This window comes from Haloplanus sp. GDY1 (assembly GCF_023703775.1).
Taxonomy (GTDB): Archaea; Halobacteriota; Halobacteria; order Halobacteriales; family Haloferacaceae; genus Haloplanus; species Haloplanus halophilus.
Window position 1 is genome coordinate 1,655,069 of the sequence record NZ_CP098514.1, and the last position, 26,584, is coordinate 1,681,652.

The window sequence follows — 26,584 nt, forward strand, 5'->3', positions numbered from 1 at the left end:
CTCCGTGGCCCGGGAACGTATAGTTGCGGCCGTCGGATCCCCGAGGGGTTTTTTGCGTCGCGGCGTTCCAGACGGCACATGACCGACGCCGACGGGGGCGACGACCGACCGAGCGACCGGTTGCGCGCTCGGGCCGCCGAGAGCCGGACCAAGCTCTGGCTCCTGCTGGAGGCCGACCGCCGACTCGTCGTCGCCGGACTGTTCGTCGGGGTGTTCGTGGTGTTGCTCGTGGTGGGGATGGCCCTCCCGACCGCCGCGGACAAACTCCGCGCCGGCGACTCGGTCGGCACCCTCTTTCAGGGCTTTCTCACCGCCACCATCACCGGCGTCACGCTGGTGTTGACGCTCAACCAGCTCGTGCTCTCCCAGGAACTCGGCGCGGTCGGCGACCAGCGCGAGCGGATGGCCGGCGCCCTCGAATTTCGCGAGGACGCCGCCGAACTCATCGAGGCGCCGGTCAGCCCCGCCAGACCCTCGCAGTTCCTGCGGGCGCTCGTACAGATGGCCGGCCGGCGTGCCCGCAACCTCCAGAGCGCCGTGGACGAGGAACACCCCGCTCACGCGGCGGTGGTCGACCTCACCGAGAGCCTGATCGGCAACGCCGAGAGCGTCACCGACGACCTCGACGGCGCGCAGTTCGGCGAGTTCGACGTGCTCTCTGCGGCGCTGAACTTCAACTACTCGTGGAAGATATTCACCGCCCAGCGCATCCGCGCGGATCACGACTCCCTCGACGACGAGGCGGCGGCCGCGCTCGACTCGCTCGTCGACACGCTCGAACTGTTCGGGCCCGCCCGCGAACATTTCAAGACGCTGTACTTCCAGTGGGAACTCATCAACCTCTCGCGGGGGATCCTCGCGGCCGCGCTCCCCGCGCTCTTCGTGGCGGTCTGTATGATCGCCTTCTTCGACCCCGCGGGCGTCACGGCCCGGTCGCTGGGCGTCGTCCCCGTGGTCGCGCTCGCGTCGACGGTGGCGGTCCTGCCCTTCCTCGTCCTGTTGGCCTACGTCCTCCGGATCGCCACGGTGACGAAACACACCCTCTCCATCGGCCCGTTCATCCTCCGCGAGACGGACCAGGTCGAGGAGGTCGAGTGGAACGAGGACGACATCGAGTCCCGTTAGCCTTTAGCCACCGGCCGTGTAAGCCCGCGCAATGACTGCGCAGGCGCTCCAGCAACGTGATCTCGCGGTCGTCATCGGGCTGGAGGTTCACGTCCAGCTCGAAACCGACACGAAGATCTTCTGTGGCTGTTCGACCGAGGCGGCGGACGACGAGGCCCCGAACACGCGGACCTGTCCGGTCTGTCTGGGGCTCCCCGGCTCCCTGCCCGTCCTGAACGAGGCGGCCGTCGAGGCCGCGGTGAAGGTGGGCAAGGCGCTCGACGCCGACGTCGCCGAGGAGACGCGGTTCCACCGGAAGAACTACTACTACCCCGACCTCCCCAAGAACTTCCAGATCACGCAGTACGACGCGCCGATCTGTGCCGACGGGACGCTCTCCGTGAGCGTCGAGGGCGACCGCCGGGAGATCGGTATCGGCCGCGCCCACCTCGAGGAGGACCCCGGGAGCCTCCAGCACGAGGGCGGCAGCATCGAGACGGCCGACTACACGCTGGTCGACTACAACCGCGCGGGCACGCCGCTCATGGAGATCGTCACCGAACCCGACTTCCGCGGCCCGGGCGAGGTGCGTGCCTTCCTCGCGAAACTCGAGGAGGTGCTGGAGTACCTCGGCGTGTTCGACGCCTCCCGGGACGGCAGCCTCCGGATCGACGCCAACATCTCCCTGGTCCCCGCCGACGAGATGGACGCGGACGGCGGGATCGACGAGTCGACCCTCGCGGCGGCCAACCGCACCGAGGTGAAGAACATCTCCAGCCACAAGGGCGCGGAGAAGGCCCTGGCCTACGAGGTGACCCGACAGAAGAACGCGGTCGAGCGCGGCCGCGAGGTCGAACAGGAGACGCGCCACTGGGACGAATCGCGGGGCATCACCGTCTCCATGCGCTCGAAGGAGGAGGAGAAGGACTACCGCTACTTCCGCGAGGCGGACCTCCCGCCCCTGCAGGTCGCGGACTGGAAGGAGCGGGTTCCGATCCCGGAACTCCCGGACGCCCGCCGGGAACGCTTCCGCGAGGAGTACGGCCTCGACGCCGAGGCGGCGTCGAAGCTCACCTCGACGAAGGAGGTGGCGGACTTCTTCGAGGACGTCGCCGACCGGTTCGATCCGGACCTCGCGGCGACGTGGGTGGCCGACGACCTGCTGGGCGAACTCAACTACCGCGACATGCGTATCACGGACGTCGAGGGGCGTCTCGACGAGTTCGCCCGCCTGATCGAACTCGTCGACGCCGACGAGATAACCGAGAAGAACGCCCGCGAGGTGGTCCTCCGGACGATGCTCGACGAGGGGCTGACCCCCGACGAGGTGGTCGAACGGGAGGGGCTGGGCAAGGCGGGCGACGACGCCGTCGCCGCCGCCGTCGAGGCGGCAATCGAGGAGAACCCCGAGGCCGTCGAGGACTACCACGCCGGCGAGGGCGGCGCCCTCAACTTCCTCGTCGGGCAGGTGATGAGCAAGACGGGCGGGAGCGCCGACCCCGGCACCGTCAACGGGTTGCTTCGCGAACGGCTCGAGGAGTGACGTCGCCGACGGCCGTCAGCGACCCAGCACCGGCGCCTTGAGCGCGGCCACCTCGGCCATGATCGTCTCCACGTGCTCCTCCGGCACGCCGTTGTCCTCCAGGGCCGCCTGCAGGTAGCGCCCGACGAGGTCGAAATCCGCCTCCTCGATGCCGAGGTGTTCGTGTGCCTCGCGCATGTCGTCGCCGCTGTACTCCACGGGTCCGCCGGCGACGGCGCTGATGAACTGCACCTGGTGGGATCGGAGGTCCCCCATATCCGCATCCTCGAAGTAGGGCGTCAGTTGGTCGTCGTCGAGCACGCGCTCGTAGAAGTCGTCGACGACTGCTTCGACTGCGTCTCGTCCGCCGATAGCCTGATAGATCGTCTGCGACATTGCGACACGGGTGGGTCGGGGCGCCGGTCGGATACACCGACCGACTAGGATGCTCGGGCTTTTTTAACGGGACGCCGCCAGTCGGTTGGTCCCGTGACTCCCGTCAGTTCGACATGATCTGGTCGAGCAGTTTCGTCTGGGCCACCGAGAGGTGTTCGACGAACGTGGAGACGGAGACGCCGAGTTCGTCGGCCACCACGTCCGATTTCGCGCTCTTCGGCGAGTCGAAGTAGCCCATCTCGTGGGCCGTCTTGAGCACCTCGTACTGGCGGTCGGTGAACGCGTTCCGGTCGGCGACGAGCAAGGCAGGGTCCTCCTCGGTGGCGCCGCCGCGGACGAGTCGCCGGATCGCAACGTCGTCACAGCAGGATTCGAGGTCGGACGCGACGGCGCGCAGGGTGTCGAGATCGGGCGCGATGAACGCGAGTCGGAGGCGGCCGTCGTCCGCCTGGAGCCCCCGGACCGGGCAGCCGTGAGTCGGCACGCGCGAACACGGGCACTCCTCGTCGTGGGTGTATCGGTACACCGACTTCGAGCCGTCCTCGAACACCGCCTCCGCGGCGTCGTCGTTCACGGCCTCCCCGTCGTGCGCTACGGTCATCTCGCCGACGACGGTCGATTCCGCCGTGTCCCCCTGACCGACGGTCACCGACTCGACGGTCACCGCCTCGCTCAGCGACGACGCGGGACAGCCAGTCACGCCGCGGAGTTCGAGTTGGACGTGGATTCCGGACGCCATATCTGCGGTGATCACGGGCGGGACATAAGCGGCGTCGTTCCCGCCGGTCGTGCAGAGAATTGTTGTCTTACTAAACAGTTAAGACGGCAGCCCGCGTCCCGGACTGCGGAGATTCTCATGGCAGATCCCGTCAACAACATCGTCAAGGAGATCCCGTTCGCCGAACTCGTCCGCAAAGCCGCCCTGGCGGTGGCGGACGGACAGACGGCGCTCGACCTCAACTCCGTCCAGACGGCACAGACGCTCGCGGACATGGAACTCGACGCCGGCGCGGTCATCCTCGGCATCGTCGAGGAGACGGACGCCGACGGCAACGTCACGAACGTCTCGACGCTGACGAACGACCAGCCGCTCTCCCTGCTGGCCTACGGCGTCACGCCCACGTTCTACGAGTTCAGCGAGACGGAGATCGATCTCAGGTTCTGGGTGCGGTGGCACACCCGAAGCACGCACGTCGAGAGCGATTCGACGTTCTCGCGGGACATGCGCACCTCCTACGAGCAGTCGCGCAAGAAGTACGGCGGCGGCGGCGGCGTCGGCCTCAACCTCGGCTTCTTCTCCATCGGGGGGAGGGGCGGCTACCAGAAACAGGAGGTGAAGGGCGAACGCGAGGTGGAACTCGACGTGCGGTCACACAGCGAGTACGACAGCAAGGTGTACGGGCTGGACGCGAGCGCGGCCTGCCGGCTGAAGACGACGCTGGTGCCAAAGCCCGCGCCGGACCGTTCGGTGCCCGAAGTCATCACGCGCCCGGCCGAGGGTGGATCGTCGTGAGCCGGGCCGCCGAGCCCTGGGTCGCCCGACCGCTGGGCGAACTCGTCACCGGCGTCGCCCGTGCGGTGGCGGAGGGGCAGACCGAACTCGACCGCGCGTCGCTCTCGACCCGGCGGGACATCAGGCGTGCGGTGGAGACCGGCGACCTGGAGACGCCAATCGAGACGCCGTGGTTTCGCTTCGCGGGCGTCGAGGCGGACCTGAACGTGTCGCTGTCGATGCGCGGCCGGCCGGAACGCGACGCCGACGGCCGGGTTCGGGCGTATCGGCCGACGCTCGTCGCCGCGCCGACCGACGCCGAGTTCACGACGCGGACCGGCTACGACGTGGCGGCGTCGAGTCGCGTCCGTCTCGACATCGTCCCCGTCCCCGGGACCGAGTGAGATGCCGGGCGACGACTTCCGGTTCACGACGGAACTCACCGCCCTCGACACCTCGAAACTCGACCGGACCGAGAAGCGAGCGGTCGAGGGGCTCTACCGGACCAAGGAGTATCTCGACACCGAGTTGCGCGAGCGCCTGCTCGAGGTGGAGAGCGAGCGCGACCTGTTTCGGACGAGGGTCGACCGTCTGCAGGCGGAGCGCGACGCGCTCCGTGACCGGCTGGACGGCCTCGAAGCCGAGCGCGGCACCGTCGCTCCCGACCGACTCGTCGCGTCGCTGGGCGACGCCTTCACGAGTGCCCGCGACGACCTCTCGGAGGCCGACTACGCCATCGGACGGATCGAAGTCGACCTGAAGGCGAACGTCGTGGGCGGGGGGGACGGCCCGCAGTTCCAGCTTCCGGACCTCGCCGAGTCGGTGGATCGGGAGACGCTGAGCACGCTCCGGTTCGACCTCCGCCCGACCACACGGGACGACGCGGCCACCTACGATCCGATCCCGGACGTGCGCGACCGGTCGCTCGACGAGGCACGGGAAGCCGTCCGGCGCGCGGGCTTCACCGTCGGCGAGGTGACGACCGAACCCGGCGACGCCGACGACGTGGTGATCGACCAGTTCCCCTCGCCCCGATCCGTCGCGGAACCGGGTACGGCGGTCGACCTCACCGTCTCCGAGCGTCGCGAAATCGACGTGCCGGCGGTGATCGGGAACGACCTGGACGACGCGGTGGCGGCGCTCTCGGCGGCCGGCCTCTCGGTCGGGGAAGTCGACGCCGAGACGCGCGACGAGCCGGCGGACGCCGTGGTCGGACAGACGCCGGCGGCGGGCGAGTCGGTCCCCGCCGGGACGGCGGTCGATCTGACCGTCTCGGTCGGTCCGGCGTCGGACTCGGACACGGACGCCGGATCGGCGGACGGACGCGACGAGGAAGGGGGCGGGGCCGGGCCGGACCTGCAGGCCGTCGACGGCATCGGCCCGACCTACGCCGACCGCCTCCGCGCGGCGGGCGTCACGGACCTGCCGACGCTCCTCGACCGCGACCCCGACGAGGTGGCCGAGATCACCCGTGCCTCGACGAATCGCGTCGAGACCTGGTTCGACCACGCGAAGCGGCTGCTGGAGGGCGAGTGACCGACACGCACCTGATCGCCTTCGCCCCGTCGAGCGACGAGACGGCGATCCAGCGGGTGCTCGGTCGCGTCGTCGGCGCCGGCGGCGAACTGGTCGTCGTCGCCGGCGGCGGGGTGATCGTCCGCGCGCCCGAGGCCGTCGCGGCGGCCGTCGACGACGACCCGGCGGTGCGTCACGTCGGCGGCGTGACGCTCCCGGACCGGGCGCCGGTGCGGATCCGCCGTCCGGCCGCGGACCCGCCCGCAGAGTGACCGGTCACGCCGCCGCCGGGCGACGTGTGGTCCCCGTTCACACCCGTCACGTCGGTCGATTTCGCCCCGCGAAAGTTTTAGGCGGGTGCTCGGCGTACGAATCGGCGATGAAACGCGGCCCCGAGTTGATAATCACGGAGAAGGACAACGCCGCCCGCCGCATCGCGGACATCCTGAGCGGCGGGTCCGCGGAGGCCGAGCGGATGAACGGCGTCAACGTCTACGAGTGGGGCGGCAAGCGCTGCATCGGGCTGTCGGGTCACGTCGTCGGCGTCGACTTCCCCCCGGAGTACAGCGACTGGCGCGACGTGGAACCGGTCGAACTCGTGACCGCGGAGGTCGAGAAGCGGCCGACACAGGAGAACATCGTCGCCGCGCTCCGACGGCTGGCACGGGACGCCTCGCGGATCCACATCGCCACCGACTACGACCGCGAGGGGGAACTCATCGGCAAGGAGGCGTACGAACTCGTCCGCGAGGTCAACGAGGAGGCGCCCGTCGACCGGGTGCGCTTCTCCTCCATCACCGACCGCGAGGTGACCGAGGCGTTCGCCGACCCCGACGACCTGGATTTCGACCTGGCGGCCGCGGGCGAGGCCCGGCAGATCATCGACCTGATGTGGGGCGCCTCGCTCACGCGCTTTCTCTCCCTCTCGGCTCGACAGCTCGGCGACGACTTCATCTCCGTCGGCCGGGTGCAGGGGCCGACGCTGAAGCTGATCGTCGACCGCGAGCGGGAGATCGACGCCTTCGACCCCGAGGACTACTGGGAACTGTTCGCCGACCTCGCGAAGGACTCGGAGACCTTCGAGGCGCAGTACTTCTACCTCGATTCGGACGACACGGAGGCCGAACGCGTCTGGGAGGAGGACCGCGCGGAGGCCGTCGACGCGGTCCTGTCGGCGGCCGAGACGGCGACGGTCGAGGAGGTCCGCCGTCGCACCCGCACCGACGAGCCGCCGGCGCCGTTCAACACGACGCAGTTCATCCGCGCCGCGAGCGGGATCGGCTACTCCGCCCAGCGGGCCATGAGCATCGCCGAGGACCTCTACACTGCGGGCTACATCACGTACCCCCGGACGGACAACACGGTCTACCCCGAGGACCTCGACCCGCGGGAGTTGCTGGACGCGCTCTCCGCGGGCTCCCGGTTCGGCGACGACGCCGCGTCCCTCCTCGACGCCGACGACATCGAGCCGACCGCGGGCGACGAGGAGACGACCGACCACCCGCCGATCCACCCGACCGACGAACTCCCCTCGCCCTCCGATCTCTCCGAAGACGAGTGGGAGGTGTACGAACTCGTCGTGCGACACTTCCTCGCCACCGTCGCCGAGGCGGCGACCTGGGAGCACCTGCGCGTCGTCGCGGGCATCGCGGGCGGGAGCGAGACCCTCTCCCTGAAGGCGAACGGCAAGCGCCTGGTCGATCCGGGGTACCACGCCGTCTACCCCTACCGGTCGACGAGCGAGAACTACGTCCCCGACGTGAGCGAGGGCGAGGAACTCGCGGTGAAAGAGACGCGCCTCGAGGCCAAGCAGACCCAGCCGCCGCGCCGGTACGGCCAGTCCCGCCTCATCGAGACGATGGAGGACATGGGCATCGGGACGAAGGCGACGCGCCACGACGTGATTCAGAAGCTGTACGACCGGGGGTACATCGAGGGCGACCCGCCGCGTCCCACCCGGCTGGCTCGGGGCGTCGTCGAGGCGTCCGAGGAGTTCGCGGACCTCATCGTCAGCGAAGAGATGACGGCGCAACTGGAGGCGGACATGCAGGCCATCGCCCGGGGCGAGGCCACGCTGGACGAGGTGACCGACGAGTCACGCGAGATACTCGCGGAAGTGTTCGACCGGCTCACCGACTCCCGGGAGGCGCTCGGCGACCACCTGCGCGAGTCGCTGAAGGCCGACAAGACCGTCGGGCCGTGTCCGGAGTGCGGCGCCGACCTCGTGATCCGACGCAGCCGCGGGGGATCCTACTTCGTCGGCTGTGACGGCTACCCCGACTGCGAGTTCACCCTCCCGCTGCCCTCGACGGGCAAGCCGATCCTGCTCGACGAGGTGTGTGGGGAACACGGCCTGCACGACGTGAAGATGCTGGCCGGCCGCAAGACGTTCGTCCACGGGTGTCCGCTCTGTGCGGCCGAGGCGGCCGACGAGGAACCCGACCTGATCGTCGGGCCGTGTCCCGAGTGTGGCGACGACGAGGGGGGCGAACTCGCCGTCAAGCGCCTCCGCTCGGGCGGCCGGCTGGTCGGCTGTACGCGCTACCCCGACTGCGAGTACTCCCTCCCGATGCCCCGCCGTGGCGCGGCGGAACTCACCGACGACGTCTGTGACGAACACGACCTGCCGGGGCTTCGGATCACCTACGAGGACTCGGATCGCGAGCCCTGGGAGCTGGGCTGTCCGATCTGTAACTACCGCGAGTATCAGGCCCGACAGGAGGGGACGGAACTGGAGACCATCGACGGCATCGGCGAGAAGACGGCGGAGAAACTGAAAGCCGCCGGCGTCGAGGACGTGTCGGGACTGAAGGCCGCCGAACCGGACGCGCTGGCGAACGAGATCGACGGCGTCGGCGAGGACACGGTGCGGGACTGGCAGGCCGACGCGGACTGATACCGTCAGCCCGTCCCTCGGTCGCCACGACGCCCCGAGAACGGCCGGTACCGACGGACGACGGGTCGGACGGGCGGGACGAGTCGGACCCTTTTTATCGGTTCCGCGGAGTAGACATCCCCAATGAACACGCCGTGGGACGAGTGGGACCACGTCCTCAAGGTCGACCCCGACAAGGACCTCGTCGCGGGCGAGACGTTCGAGGACGTCTGTGCCACCGGAACCGACGCCATCGAAATCGGTGGGACGACGGGCATGACCAAAGGGAAGATGGAGACGGTCGTCGACGCCTGTGCGAAGTACGGCGTGCCGCTCTACCAGGAGCCGTCGAATCCGGCCGTCGTCATCGACGACGACGCCCTCGACGGCTACCTGATCCCGACGGTGTTCAACGCCGGCGACAGCTTCTGGGTCACCGGCGCCCACAAGGAGTGGGTGCGCATCGAGAACGGCCTCGACTGGAGTCGCACCCACACCGAGGCGTACATCGTCCTCAATCCCGAGTCGTCGGTCGCGGAGTACACCGACGCCGACTGCGACCAGTCGCCCGACGACGTGGCCGCCTACGCCGCCGTCGCGGAGAAGCTGTTCGGGCAGGAAATCGTCTACGTGGAGTACTCCGGCACGTTCGGCGATCCCGAGACGGTACAGGCCGCACAGGACGCGCTCGTCGACGCCACCCTCTTTTACGGTGGCGGCGTCGGCGACTACGACGCCGCCTACGAGATGGGCCAACACGCCGACGTCGTCGTGGTCGGCGACCTACTCCACGACGAGGGCTGTGACGCCGTCCGCGAGACGGTCGAGGGCGCCAAAGACGCCCACGAGTGATCAGGTCGACGCCGACCGGGACCGGGTCATCGCGCGCTCTCCGCCCTCGACGCCGCTCGCGTCCGCTTCGTCGTCCGCCAGCGCAGGTCGCGCGACGTTCCAGACGGCGAGACCGACGACGAGACCGTAGAACCGAACCGCGGCGGTGACGACGCGCCCGACGCCCGGCACCGGCGTCGTGGCGGCGGCGACGAGGAACGCGGCGACGCCCGACCCGATCACGGCGAGCGAGGCGAGCAGCCACGCGCGGAGCGTGGCGACCGAGAACACTCGACGGCGCAGCCGACCGACCGCGAACGCGTCGGTGGCATCGCCGGTGTCGGCGTACGCGGTCACCGCGACGGTCGAGGCGTAGCCACAGAGCGGGAGCAACGCCGCACCGAGGAGACCGACGCCGACGGCGCCTGCGAGGGAGGCGAGACCGGGGAGCCGACCGACCGCGCTCGGCCCGAAGCGCACGAGCGCCTCCCACTGGAGGAGCATCGACGCCGACGCCGCGCCGCGCGTGCCGACGGCGACGAGTGCCACCGCCGGGAGGTGGTACGCGGCGACGACTCCGGCGGTTCGCACGCCCGTCCCCGCCAGCGCCCGGAGGTCGGTGAACCGCGGTAGTGGGTCGTCGCCGGCGTCCGCCCGCAGAACGCGGACGGCGTACCCGCCGAGCAGGACGCCGGGAACGACGAGCGGGAGCGTCGCGACGAGCAGTGCGCCGACGAGGCCGATCCGTGGCCACGCCTCGGTGTCGAACGGCCATCGTGCCAACGCGTCGATGTCAGGTGTCACGTCTGCGCCGGGATGGCCGCGGGATCGGATATAAACTCTCGGCGACACCGGGATTTTTCTCGTCGCCGACGGAAGCGCGAACGATGGAGATCACCGACGTTCGCGTCGAACGTATCGAGGTACCGCTGGACCGGCCACTCGGCGTCTCGAACGACCGCTCGATGGACGTCCGGGGCGCGGCGTTCGTCGTCGTCGAGACGGACGCGGGCATCACGGGCGTCGGCGAGGGCGTCGGGCCCGAGTCCTCCATCGTCGAGCGCATCGTCGAGGAGAAGTACGCCCCGAAACTGATCGGCGAGGACCCCCTGGACATCGAGCGCCACTGGGCGTCGATGGTGACCGACACGGTGTACAAGGACCGGAAGGGGCAGGGCCTCTCGGCGGCCAGCGGGGTCGACATCGCGCTGTGGGACGTCGCGGGCAAACACCACGGCGTGCCCGTCTACCGGCTGCTGGGTGGACCCGTCGAGGGGTCGCTCAAACCCTACGCGAGCGACCTGTTCTGGCAGGACCCCGAGACGATGGCCGAGCGCGCCGGGTCGTACGTCGACCGCGGGTTCGCGGGCGTCAAGACCCACCTCGGCCGCGGCATCGACGCCGACGAGGAGCGGGTGGCGGCCATGCGCGACGCCATCGGCGACGCCGCGCTGATGGTGGACATGAACTGCGGGTACGACCGGCCCGACGCCCGTCGCGTCGGGAGGATGCTGGCGGAGTACGACGTCTACTGGTACGAGGAACCGCTCTCGCCGTACGACGTCGAGGGGCTGGCCGCCCTGCGCGACGAACTCGACGTGCCCATCGCGTCCGGCGAGAACGAGTACACGAAGTGGGGCTTTCACGACCTGTTCGAGGCGGACGCGGTCGATTACGCCATGCCCGACGTGATGCGGTGTGGCGGGATCACGGAGGCGAAGAAGGTCTGTGCGCTCGCGGAGACCTACGGCACGGTCGTCACCCCCCACTGTTTCACGACGGGCGTCGGCCTCGCGGCGACGATGCACGTGATGGCGGCGTCGCCGGCCTGCGAGTGGCTGGAGTTCGATCCGACCGACTTCCCGGTGTACGAGGCGCTGTTCGAGACGCCGCCGGAGCTGGCGGACGGCCGCATCGCCCTTCCCGAGGAACCGGGTCTCGGCGTCTCCCTCGACGAGGACGTGATCGGCGAGTACCGCGTCGGGTGAGCGACGGCGCGTCGTCGCTCACTCCAGCGACGGCACGTCACGGCTCGGCGAGCCGTCCACCGACCGGAAACGGTCGCGTTTAAGATGCGGGGTCCGATACGGATGCGTATGGAACACCGAACCCACGCGGCCGACGTCGCGGCCGGCGAGACGGCCACGGTCGCCGGCTGGGTCCACGAGATTCGGGACCTCGGCGGCATCGCCTTCCTGATCCTCCGTGACAGGACCGGCAAACTCCAGATCAAATTCGAGAAAGACGAGATGGACGACGGACTGGTGGAGACGGGACTCGGTGTCCACCGGGAGTCCGTCGTCTCCGTCACGGGTGCCGTCGAGGAGGAACCGCGAGCGCCGACGGGGCTGGAGATGGTTCCCGAGTCGGTCGACGTGCTCGCGGAGGCCGACCCCGAACTCCCGCTCGACCCCTCGGGGAAGGTCGACGCCGAACTCCCCACCCGGCTGGACAACCGGACCCTCGACCTCCGCAAGCCCGAGGTGAAGGCCATCTTCGAGATCCGCGGGGAGATCCTCCGAGCGGTTCGCGAGTACTTCCGCTCGGTCGGGTCGACGGAGATCAACACGCCGAAGATCGTCGCCACCGGGACGGAGGGCGGCACCGAACTCTTCCCGATCACCTACTTCGGCAAGGAGGCGTTCATGAACCAGTCGCCACAGCTGTTCAAACAGCTGATGGTCGGCAGCGGCCTGGAACGCGTCTTCGAGATCGGCCCCATCTTCCGCGCCGAGGAGCACAACACGCCCCGCCACCTCAACGAGGCGACGATGATCGACTTCGAGTCGGCGTTCGTCGACCACCACGAGGCGATGGACGTCTGTGAGGGGACGCTCAAGGCAGCCTACGAGGGCGTCGCCGAGAACTGCGCCGAGGAACTCGACCTGCTCGGCTACGACGACTTCGCGGTTCCCGAGGCGGCGTTCCCCCGGCTCACCTACGAGGAGGCCATCGAGCGGATCAACGCCACGGGCGAACTGGACGAACAGCTGGTCTGGGGCGACGACCTGCCGACCGAGGCCGAGAAGGCCCTCGGTTCGGACGTCGGCGGTCACTACTTCATCACCGACTGGCCCTCCGAGATCAAGCCGTTCTACATTCAGGACTACGACGACGACCCGCAGCTCTCGAAGGGGTTCGACCTGATGCACCCGCGGATGGAACTCGTCTCGGGCGGCCAGCGCGAACACCGCTACGACGAACTCGTCGCCGGCTTCGAACAGCAGGGACTCGACCCCGAGCAGTTCGACTACTACACCCGGATGTTCAAATACGGGATGCCGCCCCACGCCGGGTGGGCCTACGGCGTCGAGCGCCTCGTGATGACCATGCTGGATCTGGACAACATCCGGGAGGCCGTCATCTTCCCGCGAGACAGGCAGCGCCTGAGTCCGTAGATCGAACGTCCCCGGCGAGCGAAACGGAACGGCCGCGTTCCCGCGACGCCGCCGTTCGACGGGACTGCGTGACGGATCGTCCCGCCGCCGCGGCCGTTCCGACAGGGCTTAACGACTCGCCGTCCGTCGTCGGGGCATGAGCGAGCAGTCGCGGCGTGACGGCGCGACGGCGTTCGTCCCCGGCCACGTCACCGGGTTCTTCAGTCCGTACCCCCAGGACGACCCCGAACGGGCGGGGTCGCGCGGCGCGGGACTGACCCTCTCGGACGGCGTCCGCGTGACGGTGCGGCCGGCCGAGGGCCACGACGCCCCGCGGGTCGACCTCGACGGCGAGGCGATGTCGATGGCGGCCGTCGAGACGGTGCTGTCGGCGCTGGGGGTGGCCGACCGGGCGCGCGTCGTCGCGGCGAGCGACCCGCCCATCGGGACGGGGTTCGGCGTCTCCGGGGCGATGGCGCTCGGGGCGGCGCTCGCGGCGAACCGCGCCTTCGACTGCGCGCGGTCGACGAACGCGCTCGTGACGCTCGCCCACCGGGCCGAGGTGGTCGCGGGGACGGGTCTCGGCGACGTGGTGGCGCAGGCCCGCGGCGGCGTGCCGATCCGTCTCGATCCCGGCGCGCCGGCGCACGGGCGCCTCGACGGCGTGCCCGATCGGACGCGCGTCGAGTACCTCTCGCTCGGCGACCTCTCGACGGCCGACGTGCTCGCGGGAGACACCGACCGGCTGGCGGCCGCCGGCGAGGACGCCCTCTCGCGACTGCTCGACCGGCCGACGCTCCCGACCCTGCTCGACGAATCGCGGCGCTTCGCCGGCGAGACGGGGCTCGTGACCGACCGACTCGCGGAGATTCTGGCGGCCGTCGACGAGGTCGGCGGACGGGCCTCGATGGCGATGCTCGGGGAGACGGTGTTCGCGCTCGGAACGGGACTGACGGACGCCGGATACGACGCGTCGGTCTGCCGAACGCACGACGCCGGCGCGCACCTGGTGGACGAGAATCGGTAGCGTCCCGATCGATCGCGGAGGCAGGGCGGAACACCGCGTCAGGACGCGATGCGGGAACGGGCCGCGGCCCGGGTCGCGCTCATCGCCGGCGGCCGCCGACCCGGGACCCGCGGCTCACTCGAGGTCGAAGCGGTCGAGGGTCATCACCTTGTGCCACGCGTCCACGAAGTCGCTGACGAACTTCTCCTCGGCGTCGTCGGCGCCGTAGACGTCCGCGGTGGCGCGAAGGCGGGCGTTCGAGCCGAAGACGAGGTCGAACCGGGTGGCCTCCCACACGACGTCGCCGGTGTCGCGGTCGCGCCCCTCGAAGACTTCCTCGTCCTCCGAGACCGGCTCCCACTCGTAGTCCATGTCGAGCAGATTCACGAAGAAGTCGTTGGTCAGCGTCCCCGGTCGGTCGGTGAAGACGCCGCGGTCGGAGTCCTGGTAGGTCGCACCAAGCGCGCGCATGCCGCCGACCAGCACCGTCATCTCGGGCACCGACAGGTTCAGGAGGTGGGCCTTGTCGACCAGCCGCTCCTCGGGGGTCTCGTAGAGGTCGTCGTAGTCGCCACCGAGGTAGTTCCGGAAGCCGTCGGCCTTCGGTTCGAGGGGTTCGAAGGATTCGACGTCGGTCTGTGCCTGGGTGGCGTCCGTGCGACCCGGTTCGAACGGGACGTCCACGTCGTAACCGGCGTCCGCCGCCGCCTGCTCGACGGCGACGTTGCCGCCCAGAACGATCAGGTCGGCGAGCGACACCCGCACGTCGTCCGAGCGCGAACCGTTGAACTCCTCCTGAATCCCGTCGTAGGTCTCCAGAACCGTCTCCAGCTCCTCCGGCTCGTTCACGTCCCAGCTTCGCTGGGGTTCGAGGCGGACGCGCGCGCCGTTCGCACCGCCGCGCTTGTCGCTATCGCGGTACGTCGACGCCGACGCCCAGGCGGTCTTGACGAGCTGAGAGCGGGTGAGGTCCGAGTCGAGGATCGCCTCCTCGAGGTGGGCGACCTCCTCCTCGCCGACGAGGTCGTAGTCGGCGTCCGGGATCGGGTCCTGCCAGATCATCGTCTCGTCGGGGACCTCCGGACCGAGGAATCGCTCGGGTGGGCCCATGTCGCGGTGGATGAGCTTGTACCACGCCCTCGCGAACGCCTCCTGGAACTCGTCCGGATGCTCCTGGAAGCGCTCCAGGATCTCCCGGTAGTCGGGGTCGTGCTTCAGGGCGACGTCCGTCGTCAGCATCATCGGCTGTTGCGTCTCCGACGGGTCGAACGCGCCCGGCGCCTGCTCGATTTCCTCCTCGTTCTCGGGGCGCCACTGCCACGCACCGCCGGGACCCTTGTGGGGCTCCCACTCGTGAGTGAGCAGGTTGTCGACGTAGCCCATGTCCCACTGGGTCGGCGTGGCGTTCCAGGGGCCCTCGATACCGCTGGTGATCATCCCGGCCTTCTCGCCGAGCTCCTCGAAGTCGTGCTTCCAGCCGAGGCCCTGTTCCTCGATGGGTGCCGCCTCCGGCTCGGGACCGAGGTTCTCGTCGGGGTCGTCGGCGCCGTGGACTTTCCCGAACGTGTGACCGCCGGCGATGAGCGCGACCGTCTCCTCGTCGTTCATCGCCATCCGGCTGAACTCCTCGCGGATGTTCTTCGCGGAGCCTTCGAGGTCCGGCTCACCGTACGGCCCCTCGGGATTCACGTAGATGAGGCCCATCACGGTGTTCGCGAGCGGGTCCTTGAGGTTGCCGACCTCTCCCTCCTCGAAGCGCTCGGGCGAGGTCGTCTCCCACTCTTCCTCGGGTCCCCACTCGACGGCCTCGTTGGACTTGAACTCGTCCTCGCGGCCGCCGGCGAAGCCGAACGTCTCGAAGCCCATCGACTCCAGCGCGACGTTCCCGGCGAGGACGATCAGGTCGGCCCACGAGAGCTTGCGACCGTACTTCTGCTTGACCGGCTGGAGCAGGCGGCGAGCCTTGTCGAGGTTCACGTTGTCCGGCCAGCTGCTCTCCGGCGGGAGGCGCTGGAGGCCACCGGACGCACCGGCGCGGCCGTCGAGGTTGCGATACGTCCCGGCGCTGTGCCACGCCATCCGGATGAACAGCGGCCCGTAGTGACCGTAGTCGGCCGGCCACCACTCCTGGGGGGTCGTCATGACATCCTCGATGTCCGCTTTCACCTCGTCGAGGTCGAGATTCTCGAACTCCTCGGCGTAGTCGAAGTCCTCGTCCAGCGGACCCACGTCACGGACGTTGTCGTCGAGGATACTCAGGTTCAACAGGTTCGGCCACCAGTCCTGATTGGACTTGGTCATCACCGTCCAGTTGCGGCTTTCGCATATTAAGATTGTCTGATTCGGAAACGAAGTTTCGTGGTCGCCCAAGCTATCTCTCGCATTTGTGAAGTTTTGTCAAGGGGTTGCGCAGCCGGATTCGGCGTGGCCTCGGCGACGAGTACGGGATGACGACCGGGATGTGGGCGGATTCGGACGAGGGAAAGTCTGAAGCCACTCGTTTACAGACGTATACATATGGGAACCAAGAACGTCCGACTGGACGACGACGTGTACGAGCGGGTGAAAGCCCACAAGCGGGAGGACGAGACGTTTTCGGACGCCGTCGCTCGCCTCATCGAGGACGTGTCCCTCCTCGATCTCGTCGACGAGAGCGCTGAGTACGACGCGGAGCGGGCGGCAGCGCAGAAGGCCACGCTGAAGCGGACGGCGCGCGCGGACGCCGAGTCGGCCGCAGGGCTCGACGAGAAGGGTTCGTAGCACGGGATGATCCTCGATACGAACTTTCTGATAGACCTAGACAACGACCGACCGGAGGCGATCGAGAAGGCACGACGGATCGAACGCGAAGGCCTCCCGCGGCGAGTCCCGCGAATCGTGATGTTCGAGTTGTGGGTCGCGGTCGGGAAGGGTACACGGACAGAACACAACCGACGGAAGTTCGAACGACTGCTCGATGGGCTTCCACAGGTCGAACTCACGGCATCGATAGCGAAGCGGGCGGGAGAAATCGAGGGAGAAACGCAGGCGGCCGACCCGAACGACATCGGTGTCGGGTCCGCGGATGCGATCATCGCGGCGACGGCAATCGACGTGGGAGAGCCGGTCGTGACGGATGACGAGCGGGACTTCGTGACCCGGATACAGGAGCAGGCAGGGGTATCGGAGTTAGAGGTCGAACTGTACGCGGCCGAGTAGAACCACGCGACGGCGTCACGCGGCCGATACGGTGCGGACGTACGGCGGGCCACCTCCGGAGGCGGTTGCGGGGTTCCTTTCCGAGGAGACGGCAGAAGGGATGCGCGAAGCTATCGCCGCGAAGCACTACCGCGACGATCTCCGGAACAAGGAGCAGGTGGCGGACGAGCTGTCGACGGAGATCGCCGAGGAACTCCACACGCCGTGGTTGCCGGTGGAACGCGAGACACGAGTCGGAACGGAAGAGTAGCGCGACGACCGTCCGAAGGGTTATTCGTATACGCACGCATAGCGTTTGTATATGTCCGATGCCGACAGCGGAACTGGAGGCGACGGACCGGAGACGGTCCAGATCAATCTCCGTCTGAGCAAGGCCTTCCTCGAGGATATCGACGCGACGTGGCAGGAACAGGGGTTCAACTCCCGAAGCGAGTTCCTCCGCTACGCCGCTCGGGACGCGATCAAACACCCCGAGTTCTCACGGGAGGGGTGGAAACAGATCGCGGCGAGCGAGCACGAACTGCGTTCCGGTGACGCGGAGCTGGTGTCGCGGGAGGAAGTCGTCGAGATGATGGACCGCGACGAGAATGACGAGTGACTGGACCTGGAAGTTCACCCAACGCGCTGCGGATCAGTTCGACGGGCTCGATCCGCACGTCCAGGACCGAACCGTCTCGAAGCTCGACGAAGTGGTGGACTCGGAGTGGCGGGAGCCGTCGGACTTCCTCGAACCGCTAACCGGCGGGCCGTTCTCCAAACTGCGGGTCGGACAGTATCGCCTCGCCTGCGTGCTCGATCACGGAACGTCCACACTCGAAGTCCGCAGAATCGAGCATCGAAGCGGTGCCTACACGGCCGACGACTGACGAAGGCAACGGTCAGAAGAGATTCCCGACACGCTCGCACGGTTGCTCGTGGAGCGCGGGCGTACCGAGTTCCGGCGGCTCGTTCCAACAGTCGGAACAGTGCCGGTAGAACGCGACCAGCCCACCGGTGAGTGGCTCGGGGTCGCGCCACTCGGTCCGGTCGGACCGAAGTGAACTCTCGCAGACAGGTCGGGGGTCGAACCACCTGGTTCGGTCACGCCGACCACCCCCGACTGACCCGGGGGAATGAAGCGGCAAGAACAGCTGCTATACGTATAAAGAGTATGGACTGTCCGGATTCGAATCCTTCCCTGCGGTTTTTCCCCAAGTTTTTGCGAGGGAGCGCAGCGACCGAGCAAAAAGTGGGAGTGGGACTGTCCGGATTCGAATCCTTCCCTGCGGTTTTTCCCCAAGTTTTTGCGAGGGAGCGCAGCGACCGAGCAAAAAGTGGGAGTGGGACTGTCCGGATTCGAATCCTTCCCTGCGGTTTTTCCCCAAGTTTTTGCGAGGGAGCGCAGCGACCGAGCAAAAAGTGGGAGTGGGACCGCCCGGATTCGAACCGGGGTCACGGGCACCCAAGGCCCGAAGTATACCAGGCTAACCCACGGTCCCGTACGAACACTTGCCTCTCGCGCCCGCTAAAGGATTTCGTTCGACCTCAGTCGGCACCGATTTCGCAGCCGTCGACGTACTCGACGTCGTCGATGGAGTCGATGGGGTCGTCGCCACACACCGGGCAGTCGGGATCCTTCGCGTAGGGCACCGTCTCGAAGGTCATGTCCATCGCGTCGTAGAAGAGCATCCGGCCGATCAGGGGGTCGCCGGCGTCGAGCAGGAGTTTGACGGCCTCGGTGGCCTGGATGCAGCCCACGGTGCCGGGGAGGACGCCGAGGACGCCCGTGGTCGCACAGTCGGGGACGGTACCCGGTTCGGGCGCCTCGCGGAACAGACACCGGTAGCAGGGCCCGTCGGGATGAAGCGTCGTGACCTGGCCCTCGAACTTGTAGATGGCGCCGTGGGAGACGGGGACCCCGGCGAGTCGGGCGGTGTCGTTGACGAGATAGCGCGTCGGGAAGTTGTCGGAGGCGTCGACGACCACGTCGTAGTCCTCGATCAGGTCGGCGTCGTCCCGGTCGAGACGCGTCTCGTACGTCTCGACGTCGACGTCGGGATTGAGCGTCGCCACGAAGTCCTTCGCGCTGTCGACTTTGGGGCGACCCACGTCGCTATCCCCGTGGATCACCTGCCGCTGGAGGTTCGATCGCTCGACCACGTCGTCGTCGACGACGCCGATGCGACCCACGCCCGCGGCCGCGAGGTACTGGATGACGGGCGCACCGAGCCCGCCGGCACCGACGACGAGCGCGCTCGAATCTAACAGGCGCTGCTGCCCCTCCGGACCGACCTCGTCCATGATGATGTGTCGGGAGTAGCGATCCAGCTGTGTCGAATCGAGCGAGAGCCCACTCATACCACACTCTCGGGGAGCGACGTGGATAAATCCGTGCCGTTCGGGCGCGGTCGGCGCCAGCCGTGATAAACCGAATACGGCGATACGGAATCGGGACGATGCGGTGGGTGGCTACCTGGACCGACGGCGGCGAGACGGTGTCCGTACCCTCTTTGCCCGGGCGAACGAGCACCGGATATGGCCCTCCGTGATCGACTCCGTCCGTGGCACGCGCTGATGGTCCTGGTCCTCCTCGCGGGAACGGGCGTCTCCCTGTCGCGTGCCGGCACCGTCACCGGCGAGACGCTGCTTCGCGCCCTCCTCTCGGGGCTGGTGGGACTCGTCCTCTTCCAGTTCACCGTCGGCAACGTCTGGGGGTACGCCGTCGAGTACTACAACGCCGGCGGGTCGTGGACCGACCTGCCGTTCCTGACGCCGTTCGGCCTCGCCGCGGTAGCGGGCGTCGCCGCGGGGGTTCGAACCGGCAGCGTCGGGGTCGGCGCCTGGGTTGCCTTCTGGGTGTTCGTACTCGTCGCGGCGGCCGTCGCACTGGGGACGTGGCTGCTGGTCGGGTATCGGGAAGCGGGGGCGTGAGGTCGGCCGTCAGTTCGCCAGCTCCGCGATGTCGAGCGTTTCGAGGCGCTCGGCCGTGGGAATCCCGTCGTCGTCCCAGCCGCGGAAGTCGTAGTATTCGTCGAGCATGGCCGAGAGTTCCTCGGGCGGACAGTACATCCCCTCGCTCGGTCCCTCGGGGATGGGTTCGTGCATCACGCGATGCGAGAGCGTGTCGGTCTCGCGGCGGGCGACGCCGCGTTCGACGTTGATGAGGCGCTCGAGGTTGTAGACGCGCTCGCCGATCCGTTCTACCTCGTCGGTCGAGAGGTCCCACCCGGTCGCGGCGGTGATGGCGTCGCGGTAGCGGTCGGTGACGCGCTTGCCCCAGCCGGCCTCGCTCACGAACCGACACTGGGTGAGCGAGTCGCCGAGCGCGGTGAAGTGTTGGGTGCGGGCGGCGAACTCCGGCGTCCCCTCGGTCGTCTCGGCGTGTTCGCCGTCGTACTGGAGGGTAGGCCGGGTGTCGTGGTGTGACCCGCCGCGGGTGGCGGTGGCGTAGCCGACGCTCATGCCCTTGAGGCCGCGGGGCGAGTGGGCCGCGAACTCCAGGCCCTTGACGCCGTGGAGGTAGCGCTCGGCTCCGTCGTCGAGTTCGGCGGCGAGGCGGAACGAGCCCTCGGCGAGGCGGTCGCCGAACCCCTCGCGGTGGGCCGTCAGGCGCGCGAGTTCGACCAGTCCGTCGGCGTCGCCGAACGCGAGGTGCGGGGAGTCCTCGTCGGTCAGGAGCCCCTCGTCGTAACACTCGCGCGCGAAGGCGACGGAGACGCCCCAGGAGATGGTGTCCATCCCCAGTCGGTCACAGAGGTCGTTGGCCTTCATCACCCGCTCGACGTCGAAGACGTCGGTCATGGTCGCGGTGCCGAAGAGGCTCTCGAACTCGGGGATCTTCCCGTCGGTCACCCCCTCGCCCTCGACGGTGACGTGTTTCCCGCAGGCGACGGCACAGTTCGCACACGTCGTGTCCTCGGTGACGTACGCCTCGCGGATGCGCTCGCCGCTGATCGCCTCGGCGTCCTCGCGAGGGGCCTGCTCGATCCGGTTGTTCCGCCGGCCGAGTTTCCCCATCTCGTTGATCGGGTTGACGAGACCGCTGGTGCCGTAGTTCTGGAGCATCTCCGTCTCCGCCATCAGCGGCCCCATCCGGTCGCCGACCAGATCGCGCAGGTCGCCGTCGGCGGCCGGTTCGGGCCGGAACGACCCCTCGATCACCGCGACGGCCTTGACGTCCTTCGATCCGAGGACGGCGCCGGCGCCGCCGCGGCCGGCGACCCCCTCCCGCATCTCGGAGTCGTGGAGCAGGCAGGCGTAGCGTACCAGGTTCTCGCCCGCCGGCCCCGCGGCGACGACGTGGACGTCGTCGGCGTCGACGCCCTCGGCCTCGGCGACCCGGTCGCCCACCTCGGCGCACGTCTCGTAGGTGTCCAGCCCCGCCAGGTCGGGCGCGGATACGACCGACGCCCCCTCCTCGTCGACCACGACGTAGGAGAGTTCGTCCGCGGCGCCGTGGAGGACGACGGACTCGAAGCCGGTCGTCTTCTGGGCGCGGGGGAAGGTGCCGCCGAAGGTGCTGTCGAAGAAGCCGTTCGTCTGCGGGCTGACGAAGCCGACGACGCCCCGACTCGTCGACTGGAAGGGCGTGCCGTTCATCGGACCGACGGTGAAGGCGACGACGTTCGCGGGGTCGAACGGGTCCGCATCGGGCGGGACGTGGTCGTGGACCGCCTTCGCCGCGAAGCCGTTGCCGCCGAGGAAGCGCCTGGCGTCCGCGGGGTCGATGGCCGCAACCTCGCTCTCACCGTCGCCCAGATGGACGTGGAGGGTCTCGCCGCCGTAGACGGGTGGCAGGTCGGACACGCTACGCTCCCGCCGGCGAATCGGCCCGCCGGCCGGCCGCGGTAGTGATCCGTGACATGGGCGTCCGTCAACGCTCCGCGTACTAATCGTTTGTCGGTGGGCCGTCGTTCCATATCGCGATATGCGATTTATCGACGCGGCACGGCGCGGCCGCTCACGGGTGGGGAAAACGGGAAAAGGGCGTTACTTGCCGCGCCGGGAGTCGCCGCCGACGCTCGGCCGAGTGTGTTCCGTGCCCTTGCCGCGCCCGTCCTGACCGCGGCCCTTGCGGCCGGCGCTGGTCCTGCCACGGAACGCACGCCCGCGCTGGGAGTCGTCACAGATCCAGTTCAGGTCGTCGTCGGACTGGATGGCGGGGTGTTCGGGGTCAACCAGGATCACCTCGTGCCACTTCTGGGAGCCGTCCTCGCCGACCCAGTAGGAGTTGAGCACCCGGAGGTTGGGGTACTTGCGGGAGGTGCGCTCCTCGGCGATGCGCTGGATGCTCTTGCGGCGACCGATGCGGTTGACGCCCTGTCGCTTGGTGCGTCGGCCGGCCTTGAACCGTCGCTTCCGGGCCCCGCCCTTGCGGACGGAGGTCCGGACCACGACGATGCCCTGTTTGGCCTTGTAGCCCAGGTTCCGCGCCTTGTCGAGGCGGGTCGGTCGCTCGATGCGTTCGATGGCGCCCTGATCGCGCCACTCCTGCTTTCGTTGCCACTGCAGTTCGGCGAGGGCCCCGTCGTCGGGGTCCCGCCACGCGTCCCGGATGTGGGAGTAGAAGCTTCGTGCCATGGGTGTCACCACGGGCGCTTGCGATTCAGCGTCGCCGGCTGGCGAGCCACATCTCGTCCCGACGAGTCGGGTGCCCGCTGGAGGCCCGTCTACCAGCGAGTTGTCGGGGCTACCGGTCGGTACGGGTTAAGAACTTCGACTCGCCGCGAACTCCCGGACCGTCTCGAACTCCTCGGCGGCGACGGCGTCGGCGACGCTCGCGGCGTCCACGTCGGGGACGACGGCGGGATACTTCCGCTCGAAGAAGCCGATCAGGTTGGACACGTCGCGTTCGAGCAGGTCGGCGGCGTTCTCGTGATCGGTCGACACCGACTGCGGCCAGTCGAAGACCGTGATCCCCGAGGACGCGACGGCGACGTTGTGTTCGCTGAGGTCGGCGTGGATCAACCCCGCGTCGTGAGCGCTCGCCACCTCGCGGAGCACCAGATCGAGGACCCCCACCACCTGTTCGTCGTCGAGTGTCGCGCGAGCGAGTTCGACGCCCTCGAACTTCGCCATCACGATACCGTGGCGGTTGTGATCCACGGGTCGCGGGACCGCGACGTCGGGATAGAGGGTTTCGAGCGCCTCGTACTCCCGCTCGGCCGCCTTCCGCGCGGTGTAGAGCCAGGAGACGTGGTGGTGGTCGGCGGTGTACTCCCGCTCCCGGTTCACCTCCCGGAAGTTGGTGTAGCCCTCGCGGTGGAACTTCAGCGCCAGCGGCCGGTAGGACTGCACCTCGTAGACGTCGCTCTCCTTGCCCACGCCGAGCGGCGCGCCCACGCCCTCGATGGTGTCCCGCTCCGCGAAGGTGTGGAGGGCGAGGACGTCGTACCCCTCGAAGGTGAGCTGGTACCCCTCGTACTGGATGGTCCGGCGCTCGATCAGGTCGCGTTTCATGCAGCGATCCAGCCGGTACTCCACCTCCTCGGGCGTCAGGTCCGCGTAATCCGGCAGTTTCTCGCGGTTGACCCACTCGCTGAACCGCATCCCCTGCTCGACGCCCGAGAGGAGATAGAAGTCCTCGGGGTCGAGTTCGGCCACCACGCGGGCCACGTTTTCGACCATACTCCCGACTCCGCGCGCGAGGGACAAAAGCCCCCCGCGTCGGGTCGTAAACCGTATGGCGCGATAGCAAACGGCGGTCGGTCAGTCCTCGGCCGCGGGAATCGGGTCGACCCGGAACACGTAGTCGTCGTAGGCACCGTCCAGGTTCGCGGGGCTCTCCTCGTCGGTGTGGGCGAGACAGAGGAACGCCTCCGCGGTGACGGCGCCGTGGCCCGTCTCCTCCTGGTACCGCTCGGTCACCACGAACGCCGCGGGGTCGTTGCACCCACGACGGTGACACGTGACCGGCCGGTCGTCGGGCGGTTCGGCCTCGTCACCCCGCTCGCGTTCCTCGTCGAGTGCCCGTCGCCGCTGGCGCTTCACCTCGTGGCGGGCTTGCTCCTCCCGCCCCCGTTTCGTATCTGGCATCGCATTGACACAGGACGGGTGGCGTGATAACGCTGTGGTGGCTCACCGATCGAGGCTCGGGTGGGTCGGCTGCTCGGAGGGGTGGGGCTCGGCGAACCGCTCGCGCATGAGCGCCAGCGATTCGGCCTCGCGTCGGCGGCGTTCCTCGTCGTCGATTTCCTCACACCCGGGCGGCAGGTCACGGCCGCGGTCGGTGAAGTAGCCCTCGGGCGCCACCCAGTCGTGGTAGAACGGGCGGTCCGCGTCCTCCAGGAGCGTGACGGCGACTTCGGCGCCGTGCCCGGCACTCACGACGGCCTGGTGGGGTTTGCCCGCGAGGCGGCCGGCCGCGTAGAGGCCCTCCACGCCCGTCCGCCCCCGCTCGTCGCACTCGACGAAGGGCTTGCCCCGGTCGACGACGTCGACCCCCGGGGGGAGGTAGTCGGTGGCGTTCTTGGTCGCGGCGACGACGTAGTCGGCCCGGTATCGGTCGGCGGCGTCCGTCTCGACGGCGAACCCGTCGTCGTCGCGGGCGACGCGCGCCACCCGTGCCTCGCGCCGGTCGGCGCCCGCGCGCTCCGCGCCCTCGGCCATCATGTCGAGCAACAGGCGGGCGTTGACGCCGGCCGGGAAGCCGGGGTAGTTCTCCAGGTGGGCGTTCCGACGGAGGATCGGCGAACCCGCGTCGAGGACGAGCGTCTCCAGGTCGGCGCGAGCGGTGAAGGTGGCCGCCGACAGGCCGGCGACCCCGCCCCCGACGATCACGACTTCGGCTGTGTCTGCCATGGTCGAACCCCGGGTTCGCCGCACTTGTATCCGCCGTGACCGCCGCGCTACCCTTATGCTACGTGAACGCGTACCACGACGAATGGAGGACGTGTTCGTCGGCAGTCTCATGTCGGCACCGGTCCACACGGTGAGCGCCGACGCCACGCTTCGGGAGGCGGCACGGGTACTGATCGAACACGACGTCGGCTCGGTCGTCGTCGTCGACGCGGAGGGGCGTCTCGACGGCATCCTCACCGTGACCGACTTCGTTCGCGTCGTCGCCGGCGGCGGTCGACACGGCCCGGACGCCCCGGTGTCGGCGGTCATGAGCACGGACGTCGTCACCACGGGTGCGGACGTCCCCGTGGCGGGGGCGGCGGACGCGATGGTGGAATCCGGCCACTACCACCTCCCGGTAGTGGACGGCGAGACGGTGATCGGAATCGTCGCGGCGGCCGACCTCGCGGCGTACGTCTCGACGGTGCGGGCGCCGAGTCCGCCACACCGCCGCTAGCCGTCGGGCCGGAGGCTCGTCCGGAGCGCGACGCGGGCGACGTTGCCGCCGCACGCGGCGGTGCGAGTGAGGGCGCGGAGGACGCGGGAGAGGGCGTAGGCTCCGGGGGGAGACCGCTCGAAGAGCGCCCGATCGATGGCGCGGGCGTCGTCGACCACCGCGTCCCGGCGGTCGAGCACCGCGTAGGCGCGCTCGCTCGACGATTCGAGGACGGCCGTCGTCGCCGTCTCCACCACGTCGCGCGAGCGCTCCGCGAGCGAGGAGACGTCGGTCAGGACTTCCTCGGGAAGGGTCCCGTCAGTTCGGTCCGCGAGGGCGGCGACCTCGACGGCGTGGTCCGCGACCCGCTCCAACTGGCGGGCCGTCAGGTAGTAATCGAACAGCTCCGACCGCCGGACGTCGAGGTGATCGATCTCCTCGAAGTCGGTGAGCGAACGGTTGAAGTGACGCGTGATCATGCCGAACAGTCGATCCGCGCCGTCGTCCCGACCGTCGAGTCGCTCGGCCTCGTCGGGGTTCCGCAGCGCCTCCATCGCGGTGCGTTGCATCGACAGGGCGGTGAACTGGAGCTGGACGACCGACTGCTGGATCGACACCTCGCCGGCGTCGAGGAGGTTCTCGACGACGACCCGCCCGTCCCCCTCCTCGACGACCGACATCCCCACCATCCGGTCGACGAGTCGGCGGACGGTGCGGCACTCGGCGTCGGCGAACTCGTCGGGCGAGCGGAGGGAGACGGTGTCGTAGCCGACGGCGTAGGCCGCACCCAGCGCCCGTCTGACGGTGTCGGGATCGGAGTCGGGCAGGTGAATCTCCGTCGCGCCCAGGGCGCCGCCGTCCTCGGCCGCGCTCCGGACGACGAGCGAGCCGTCGGTGTGGGGATAGAGGTGAATCGGCATCCCCGCCTCGAGGGCGTGTTCCGTCGCCCACTCCTTGGGGAGCGACACCGAGTAGGTCGAGCCGCCGATCTTCTGTAGTTTGCGTGTCTCCATG

Annotated in this window: 29 protein-coding genes and 1 tRNA gene; 18 read left to right on the forward strand and 12 right to left on the reverse strand. The window is 68.9% G+C overall.

The window, feature by feature from the left end; genetic code table 11:
- Positions 1-78: 78 nt before the first annotated feature.
- A complete protein-coding gene (locus NBT67_RS08775) occupies positions 79-1,125 on the forward strand; it encodes a DUF7972 family membrane protein (RefSeq protein WP_251341340.1) in 1,047 nt (348 codons plus the stop codon).
- A 31-nt stretch (positions 1,126-1,156) separates the two neighbouring features.
- Positions 1,157-2,647, forward strand: a complete 1,491-nt coding sequence (gene gatB / locus NBT67_RS08780; RefSeq protein WP_251341341.1) for an Asp-tRNA(Asn)/Glu-tRNA(Gln) amidotransferase subunit GatB — start codon at positions 1,157-1,159, stop codon at positions 2,645-2,647.
- A gap of 15 nt (positions 2,648-2,662) precedes the next feature.
- On the opposite strand, the gene NBT67_RS08785 is transcribed toward gatB, so the two are convergent.
- Positions 2,663-3,022, reverse strand: a complete 360-nt coding sequence (locus NBT67_RS08785; RefSeq protein ID WP_251341342.1) for a group I truncated hemoglobin — start codon at positions 3,020-3,022, stop codon at positions 2,663-2,665.
- 103 nt (positions 3,023-3,125) lie between these two features.
- The gene (locus NBT67_RS08790; RefSeq protein WP_251341343.1) at positions 3,126-3,761 is read right to left on the reverse strand and encodes a helix-turn-helix domain-containing protein; all 636 of its coding nucleotides are present in this window, start codon (positions 3,759-3,761) and stop codon (positions 3,126-3,128) included.
- A 117-nt stretch (positions 3,762-3,878) separates the two neighbouring features.
- On the opposite strand from NBT67_RS08790, the gene NBT67_RS08795 reads away from it, so the two are divergent.
- The 6 genes from NBT67_RS08795 to NBT67_RS08820 all read left to right on the forward strand — a co-directional run bounded on the left by NBT67_RS08795 (position 3,879) and on the right by NBT67_RS08820 (position 9,756).
- Entirely contained in the window at positions 3,879-4,535 is a 657-nt protein-coding gene (locus NBT67_RS08795) for a hypothetical protein (protein ID WP_251341344.1), read from the forward strand.
- On the forward strand, positions 4,532-4,918 hold the full coding sequence (locus NBT67_RS08800; RefSeq protein ID WP_251341345.1) for a hypothetical protein: 387 nt from the start codon (positions 4,532-4,534) through the stop codon (positions 4,916-4,918). Before NBT67_RS08795 ends, NBT67_RS08800 begins: the two co-directional genes overlap by 4 nt.
- Before the next feature lies 1 nt (position 4,919).
- A complete protein-coding gene (locus tag NBT67_RS08805; RefSeq protein ID WP_251341346.1) occupies positions 4,920-6,050 on the forward strand; it encodes a PASTA domain-containing protein in 1,131 nt (376 codons plus the stop codon).
- Positions 6,047-6,301, forward strand: coding sequence for a hypothetical protein (locus NBT67_RS08810; protein WP_251341347.1), 255 nt, complete (start codon positions 6,047-6,049; stop codon positions 6,299-6,301). The genes NBT67_RS08805 and NBT67_RS08810 overlap by 4 nt, the downstream gene beginning before the upstream one ends.
- Positions 6,302-6,408: 107 nt before the next feature.
- Complete coding sequence (locus tag NBT67_RS08815; protein WP_251341348.1) at positions 6,409-8,925, forward strand: DNA topoisomerase I; 2,517 nt, start codon at positions 6,409-6,411, stop codon at positions 8,923-8,925.
- 123 nt (positions 8,926-9,048) lie between these two features.
- The gene (locus tag NBT67_RS08820; RefSeq protein ID WP_251341349.1) at positions 9,049-9,756 is read left to right on the forward strand and encodes a phosphoglycerol geranylgeranyltransferase; all 708 of its coding nucleotides are present in this window, start codon (positions 9,049-9,051) and stop codon (positions 9,754-9,756) included.
- Here NBT67_RS08820 and NBT67_RS08825 read toward each other — a convergent pair whose 3' ends face one another.
- Positions 9,757-10,539: a DUF4013 domain-containing protein gene (locus tag NBT67_RS08825; RefSeq protein ID WP_251341350.1), complete on the reverse strand. Its 783-nt coding sequence runs from the start codon at positions 10,537-10,539 to the stop codon at positions 9,757-9,759. It abuts the gene before it with no gap.
- A gap of 83 nt (positions 10,540-10,622) precedes the next feature.
- Between NBT67_RS08825 and NBT67_RS08830 the strand changes: the two genes are divergently transcribed.
- From NBT67_RS08830 to NBT67_RS08840, 3 genes are all read left to right on the forward strand, one after another.
- A complete protein-coding gene (locus NBT67_RS08830; RefSeq protein WP_251341351.1) occupies positions 10,623-11,723 on the forward strand; it encodes a mandelate racemase/muconate lactonizing enzyme family protein in 1,101 nt (366 codons plus the stop codon).
- Between the two features lie 108 nt (positions 11,724-11,831).
- The gene (gene aspS, locus NBT67_RS08835) at positions 11,832-13,133 is read left to right on the forward strand and encodes an aspartate--tRNA(Asn) ligase (RefSeq protein WP_251341352.1); all 1,302 of its coding nucleotides are present in this window, start codon (positions 11,832-11,834) and stop codon (positions 13,131-13,133) included.
- 136 nt (positions 13,134-13,269) lie between these two features.
- Positions 13,270-14,139, forward strand: coding sequence for a pantoate kinase (locus NBT67_RS08840; protein WP_251341353.1), 870 nt, complete (start codon positions 13,270-13,272; stop codon positions 14,137-14,139).
- 114 nt (positions 14,140-14,253) lie between these two features.
- Here NBT67_RS08840 and katG read toward each other — a convergent pair whose 3' ends face one another.
- Positions 14,254-16,419 carry a catalase/peroxidase HPI gene (gene katG, locus NBT67_RS08845; protein WP_251341354.1) on the reverse strand — a complete coding sequence of 722 codons (2,166 nt, stop codon included), beginning with the start codon at positions 16,417-16,419 and terminating at the stop codon, positions 14,254-14,256.
- Positions 16,420-16,635: 216 nt separating this feature from the next.
- On the opposite strand from katG, the gene NBT67_RS08850 reads away from it, so the two are divergent.
- The 5 genes from NBT67_RS08850 (at position 16,636) to NBT67_RS08870 (ending at position 18,182) form a co-directional block, all read left to right on the forward strand.
- Positions 16,636-16,878 carry an antitoxin VapB family protein gene (locus NBT67_RS08850; protein ID WP_251341355.1) on the forward strand — a complete coding sequence of 81 codons (243 nt, stop codon included), beginning with the start codon at positions 16,636-16,638 and terminating at the stop codon, positions 16,876-16,878.
- A gap of 6 nt (positions 16,879-16,884) precedes the next feature.
- The gene (locus NBT67_RS08855; RefSeq protein WP_251341356.1) at positions 16,885-17,316 is read left to right on the forward strand and encodes a PIN domain-containing protein; all 432 of its coding nucleotides are present in this window, start codon (positions 16,885-16,887) and stop codon (positions 17,314-17,316) included.
- Positions 17,317-17,416: 100 nt separating this feature from the next.
- The gene (locus NBT67_RS08860) at positions 17,417-17,566 is read left to right on the forward strand and encodes a hypothetical protein (RefSeq protein ID WP_251341357.1); all 150 of its coding nucleotides are present in this window, start codon (positions 17,417-17,419) and stop codon (positions 17,564-17,566) included.
- Between the two features lie 51 nt (positions 17,567-17,617).
- Positions 17,618-17,914, forward strand: a complete 297-nt coding sequence (locus tag NBT67_RS08865; protein ID WP_251341358.1) for a ribbon-helix-helix domain-containing protein — start codon at positions 17,618-17,620, stop codon at positions 17,912-17,914.
- Complete coding sequence (locus tag NBT67_RS08870; RefSeq protein WP_251341359.1) at positions 17,904-18,182, forward strand: type II toxin-antitoxin system RelE family toxin; 279 nt, start codon at positions 17,904-17,906, stop codon at positions 18,180-18,182. The genes NBT67_RS08865 and NBT67_RS08870 overlap by 11 nt, the downstream gene beginning before the upstream one ends.
- Positions 18,183-18,721: 539 nt before the next feature.
- Here the strand turns inward: NBT67_RS08870 and NBT67_RS08875 are convergent.
- Both NBT67_RS08875 and ubaA read right to left on the reverse strand, forming a co-directional pair.
- A tRNA-Pro gene (locus NBT67_RS08875) sits at positions 18,722-18,794 on the reverse strand.
- A 46-nt stretch (positions 18,795-18,840) separates the two neighbouring features.
- Positions 18,841-19,653 (reverse strand): SAMP-activating enzyme E1, encoded by an 813-nt coding sequence (gene ubaA, locus NBT67_RS08880; protein ID WP_251341360.1) that lies wholly within the window; start codon positions 19,651-19,653, stop codon positions 18,841-18,843.
- A 177-nt stretch (positions 19,654-19,830) separates the two neighbouring features.
- Between ubaA and NBT67_RS08885 the strand changes: the two genes are divergently transcribed.
- Positions 19,831-20,226, forward strand: coding sequence for a hypothetical protein (locus tag NBT67_RS08885; RefSeq protein ID WP_251341361.1), 396 nt, complete (start codon positions 19,831-19,833; stop codon positions 20,224-20,226).
- Positions 20,227-20,235: 9 nt separating this feature from the next.
- Here NBT67_RS08885 and NBT67_RS08890 read toward each other — a convergent pair whose 3' ends face one another.
- From NBT67_RS08890 to NBT67_RS08910, 5 genes are all read right to left on the reverse strand, one after another.
- Positions 20,236-22,101: an aldehyde ferredoxin oxidoreductase family protein gene (locus NBT67_RS08890; protein ID WP_251341362.1), complete on the reverse strand. Its 1,866-nt coding sequence runs from the start codon at positions 22,099-22,101 to the stop codon at positions 20,236-20,238.
- A 183-nt stretch (positions 22,102-22,284) separates the two neighbouring features.
- Positions 22,285-22,875 carry a 50S ribosomal protein L15e gene (locus tag NBT67_RS08895; RefSeq protein WP_251341363.1) on the reverse strand — a complete coding sequence of 197 codons (591 nt, stop codon included), beginning with the start codon at positions 22,873-22,875 and terminating at the stop codon, positions 22,285-22,287.
- Positions 22,876-23,001: 126 nt separating this feature from the next.
- Positions 23,002-23,922 (reverse strand): serine/threonine-protein kinase RIO2, encoded by a 921-nt coding sequence (locus NBT67_RS08900; RefSeq protein WP_251341364.1) that lies wholly within the window; start codon positions 23,920-23,922, stop codon positions 23,002-23,004.
- A gap of 81 nt (positions 23,923-24,003) precedes the next feature.
- Positions 24,004-24,330 (reverse strand): hypothetical protein, encoded by a 327-nt coding sequence (locus NBT67_RS08905; protein ID WP_251341365.1) that lies wholly within the window; start codon positions 24,328-24,330, stop codon positions 24,004-24,006.
- 42 nt (positions 24,331-24,372) lie between these two features.
- Positions 24,373-25,179, reverse strand: a complete 807-nt coding sequence (locus tag NBT67_RS08910) for an NAD(P)/FAD-dependent oxidoreductase (RefSeq protein WP_425498920.1) — start codon at positions 25,177-25,179, stop codon at positions 24,373-24,375.
- Between NBT67_RS08910 and NBT67_RS08915 the strand changes: the two genes are divergently transcribed.
- The gene (locus NBT67_RS08915; RefSeq protein ID WP_251341367.1) at positions 25,178-25,591 is read left to right on the forward strand and encodes a CBS domain-containing protein; all 414 of its coding nucleotides are present in this window, start codon (positions 25,178-25,180) and stop codon (positions 25,589-25,591) included. The two genes, NBT67_RS08910 and NBT67_RS08915, sit on opposite strands and share 2 nt — an antisense overlap.
- Here the strand turns inward: NBT67_RS08915 and NBT67_RS08920 are convergent.
- Positions 25,588-26,583, reverse strand: coding sequence for a phosphate uptake regulator PhoU (locus NBT67_RS08920; RefSeq protein ID WP_251341368.1), 996 nt, complete (start codon positions 26,581-26,583; stop codon positions 25,588-25,590). The two genes, NBT67_RS08915 and NBT67_RS08920, sit on opposite strands and share 4 nt — an antisense overlap.
- Position 26,584 lies beyond the last annotated feature (1 nt).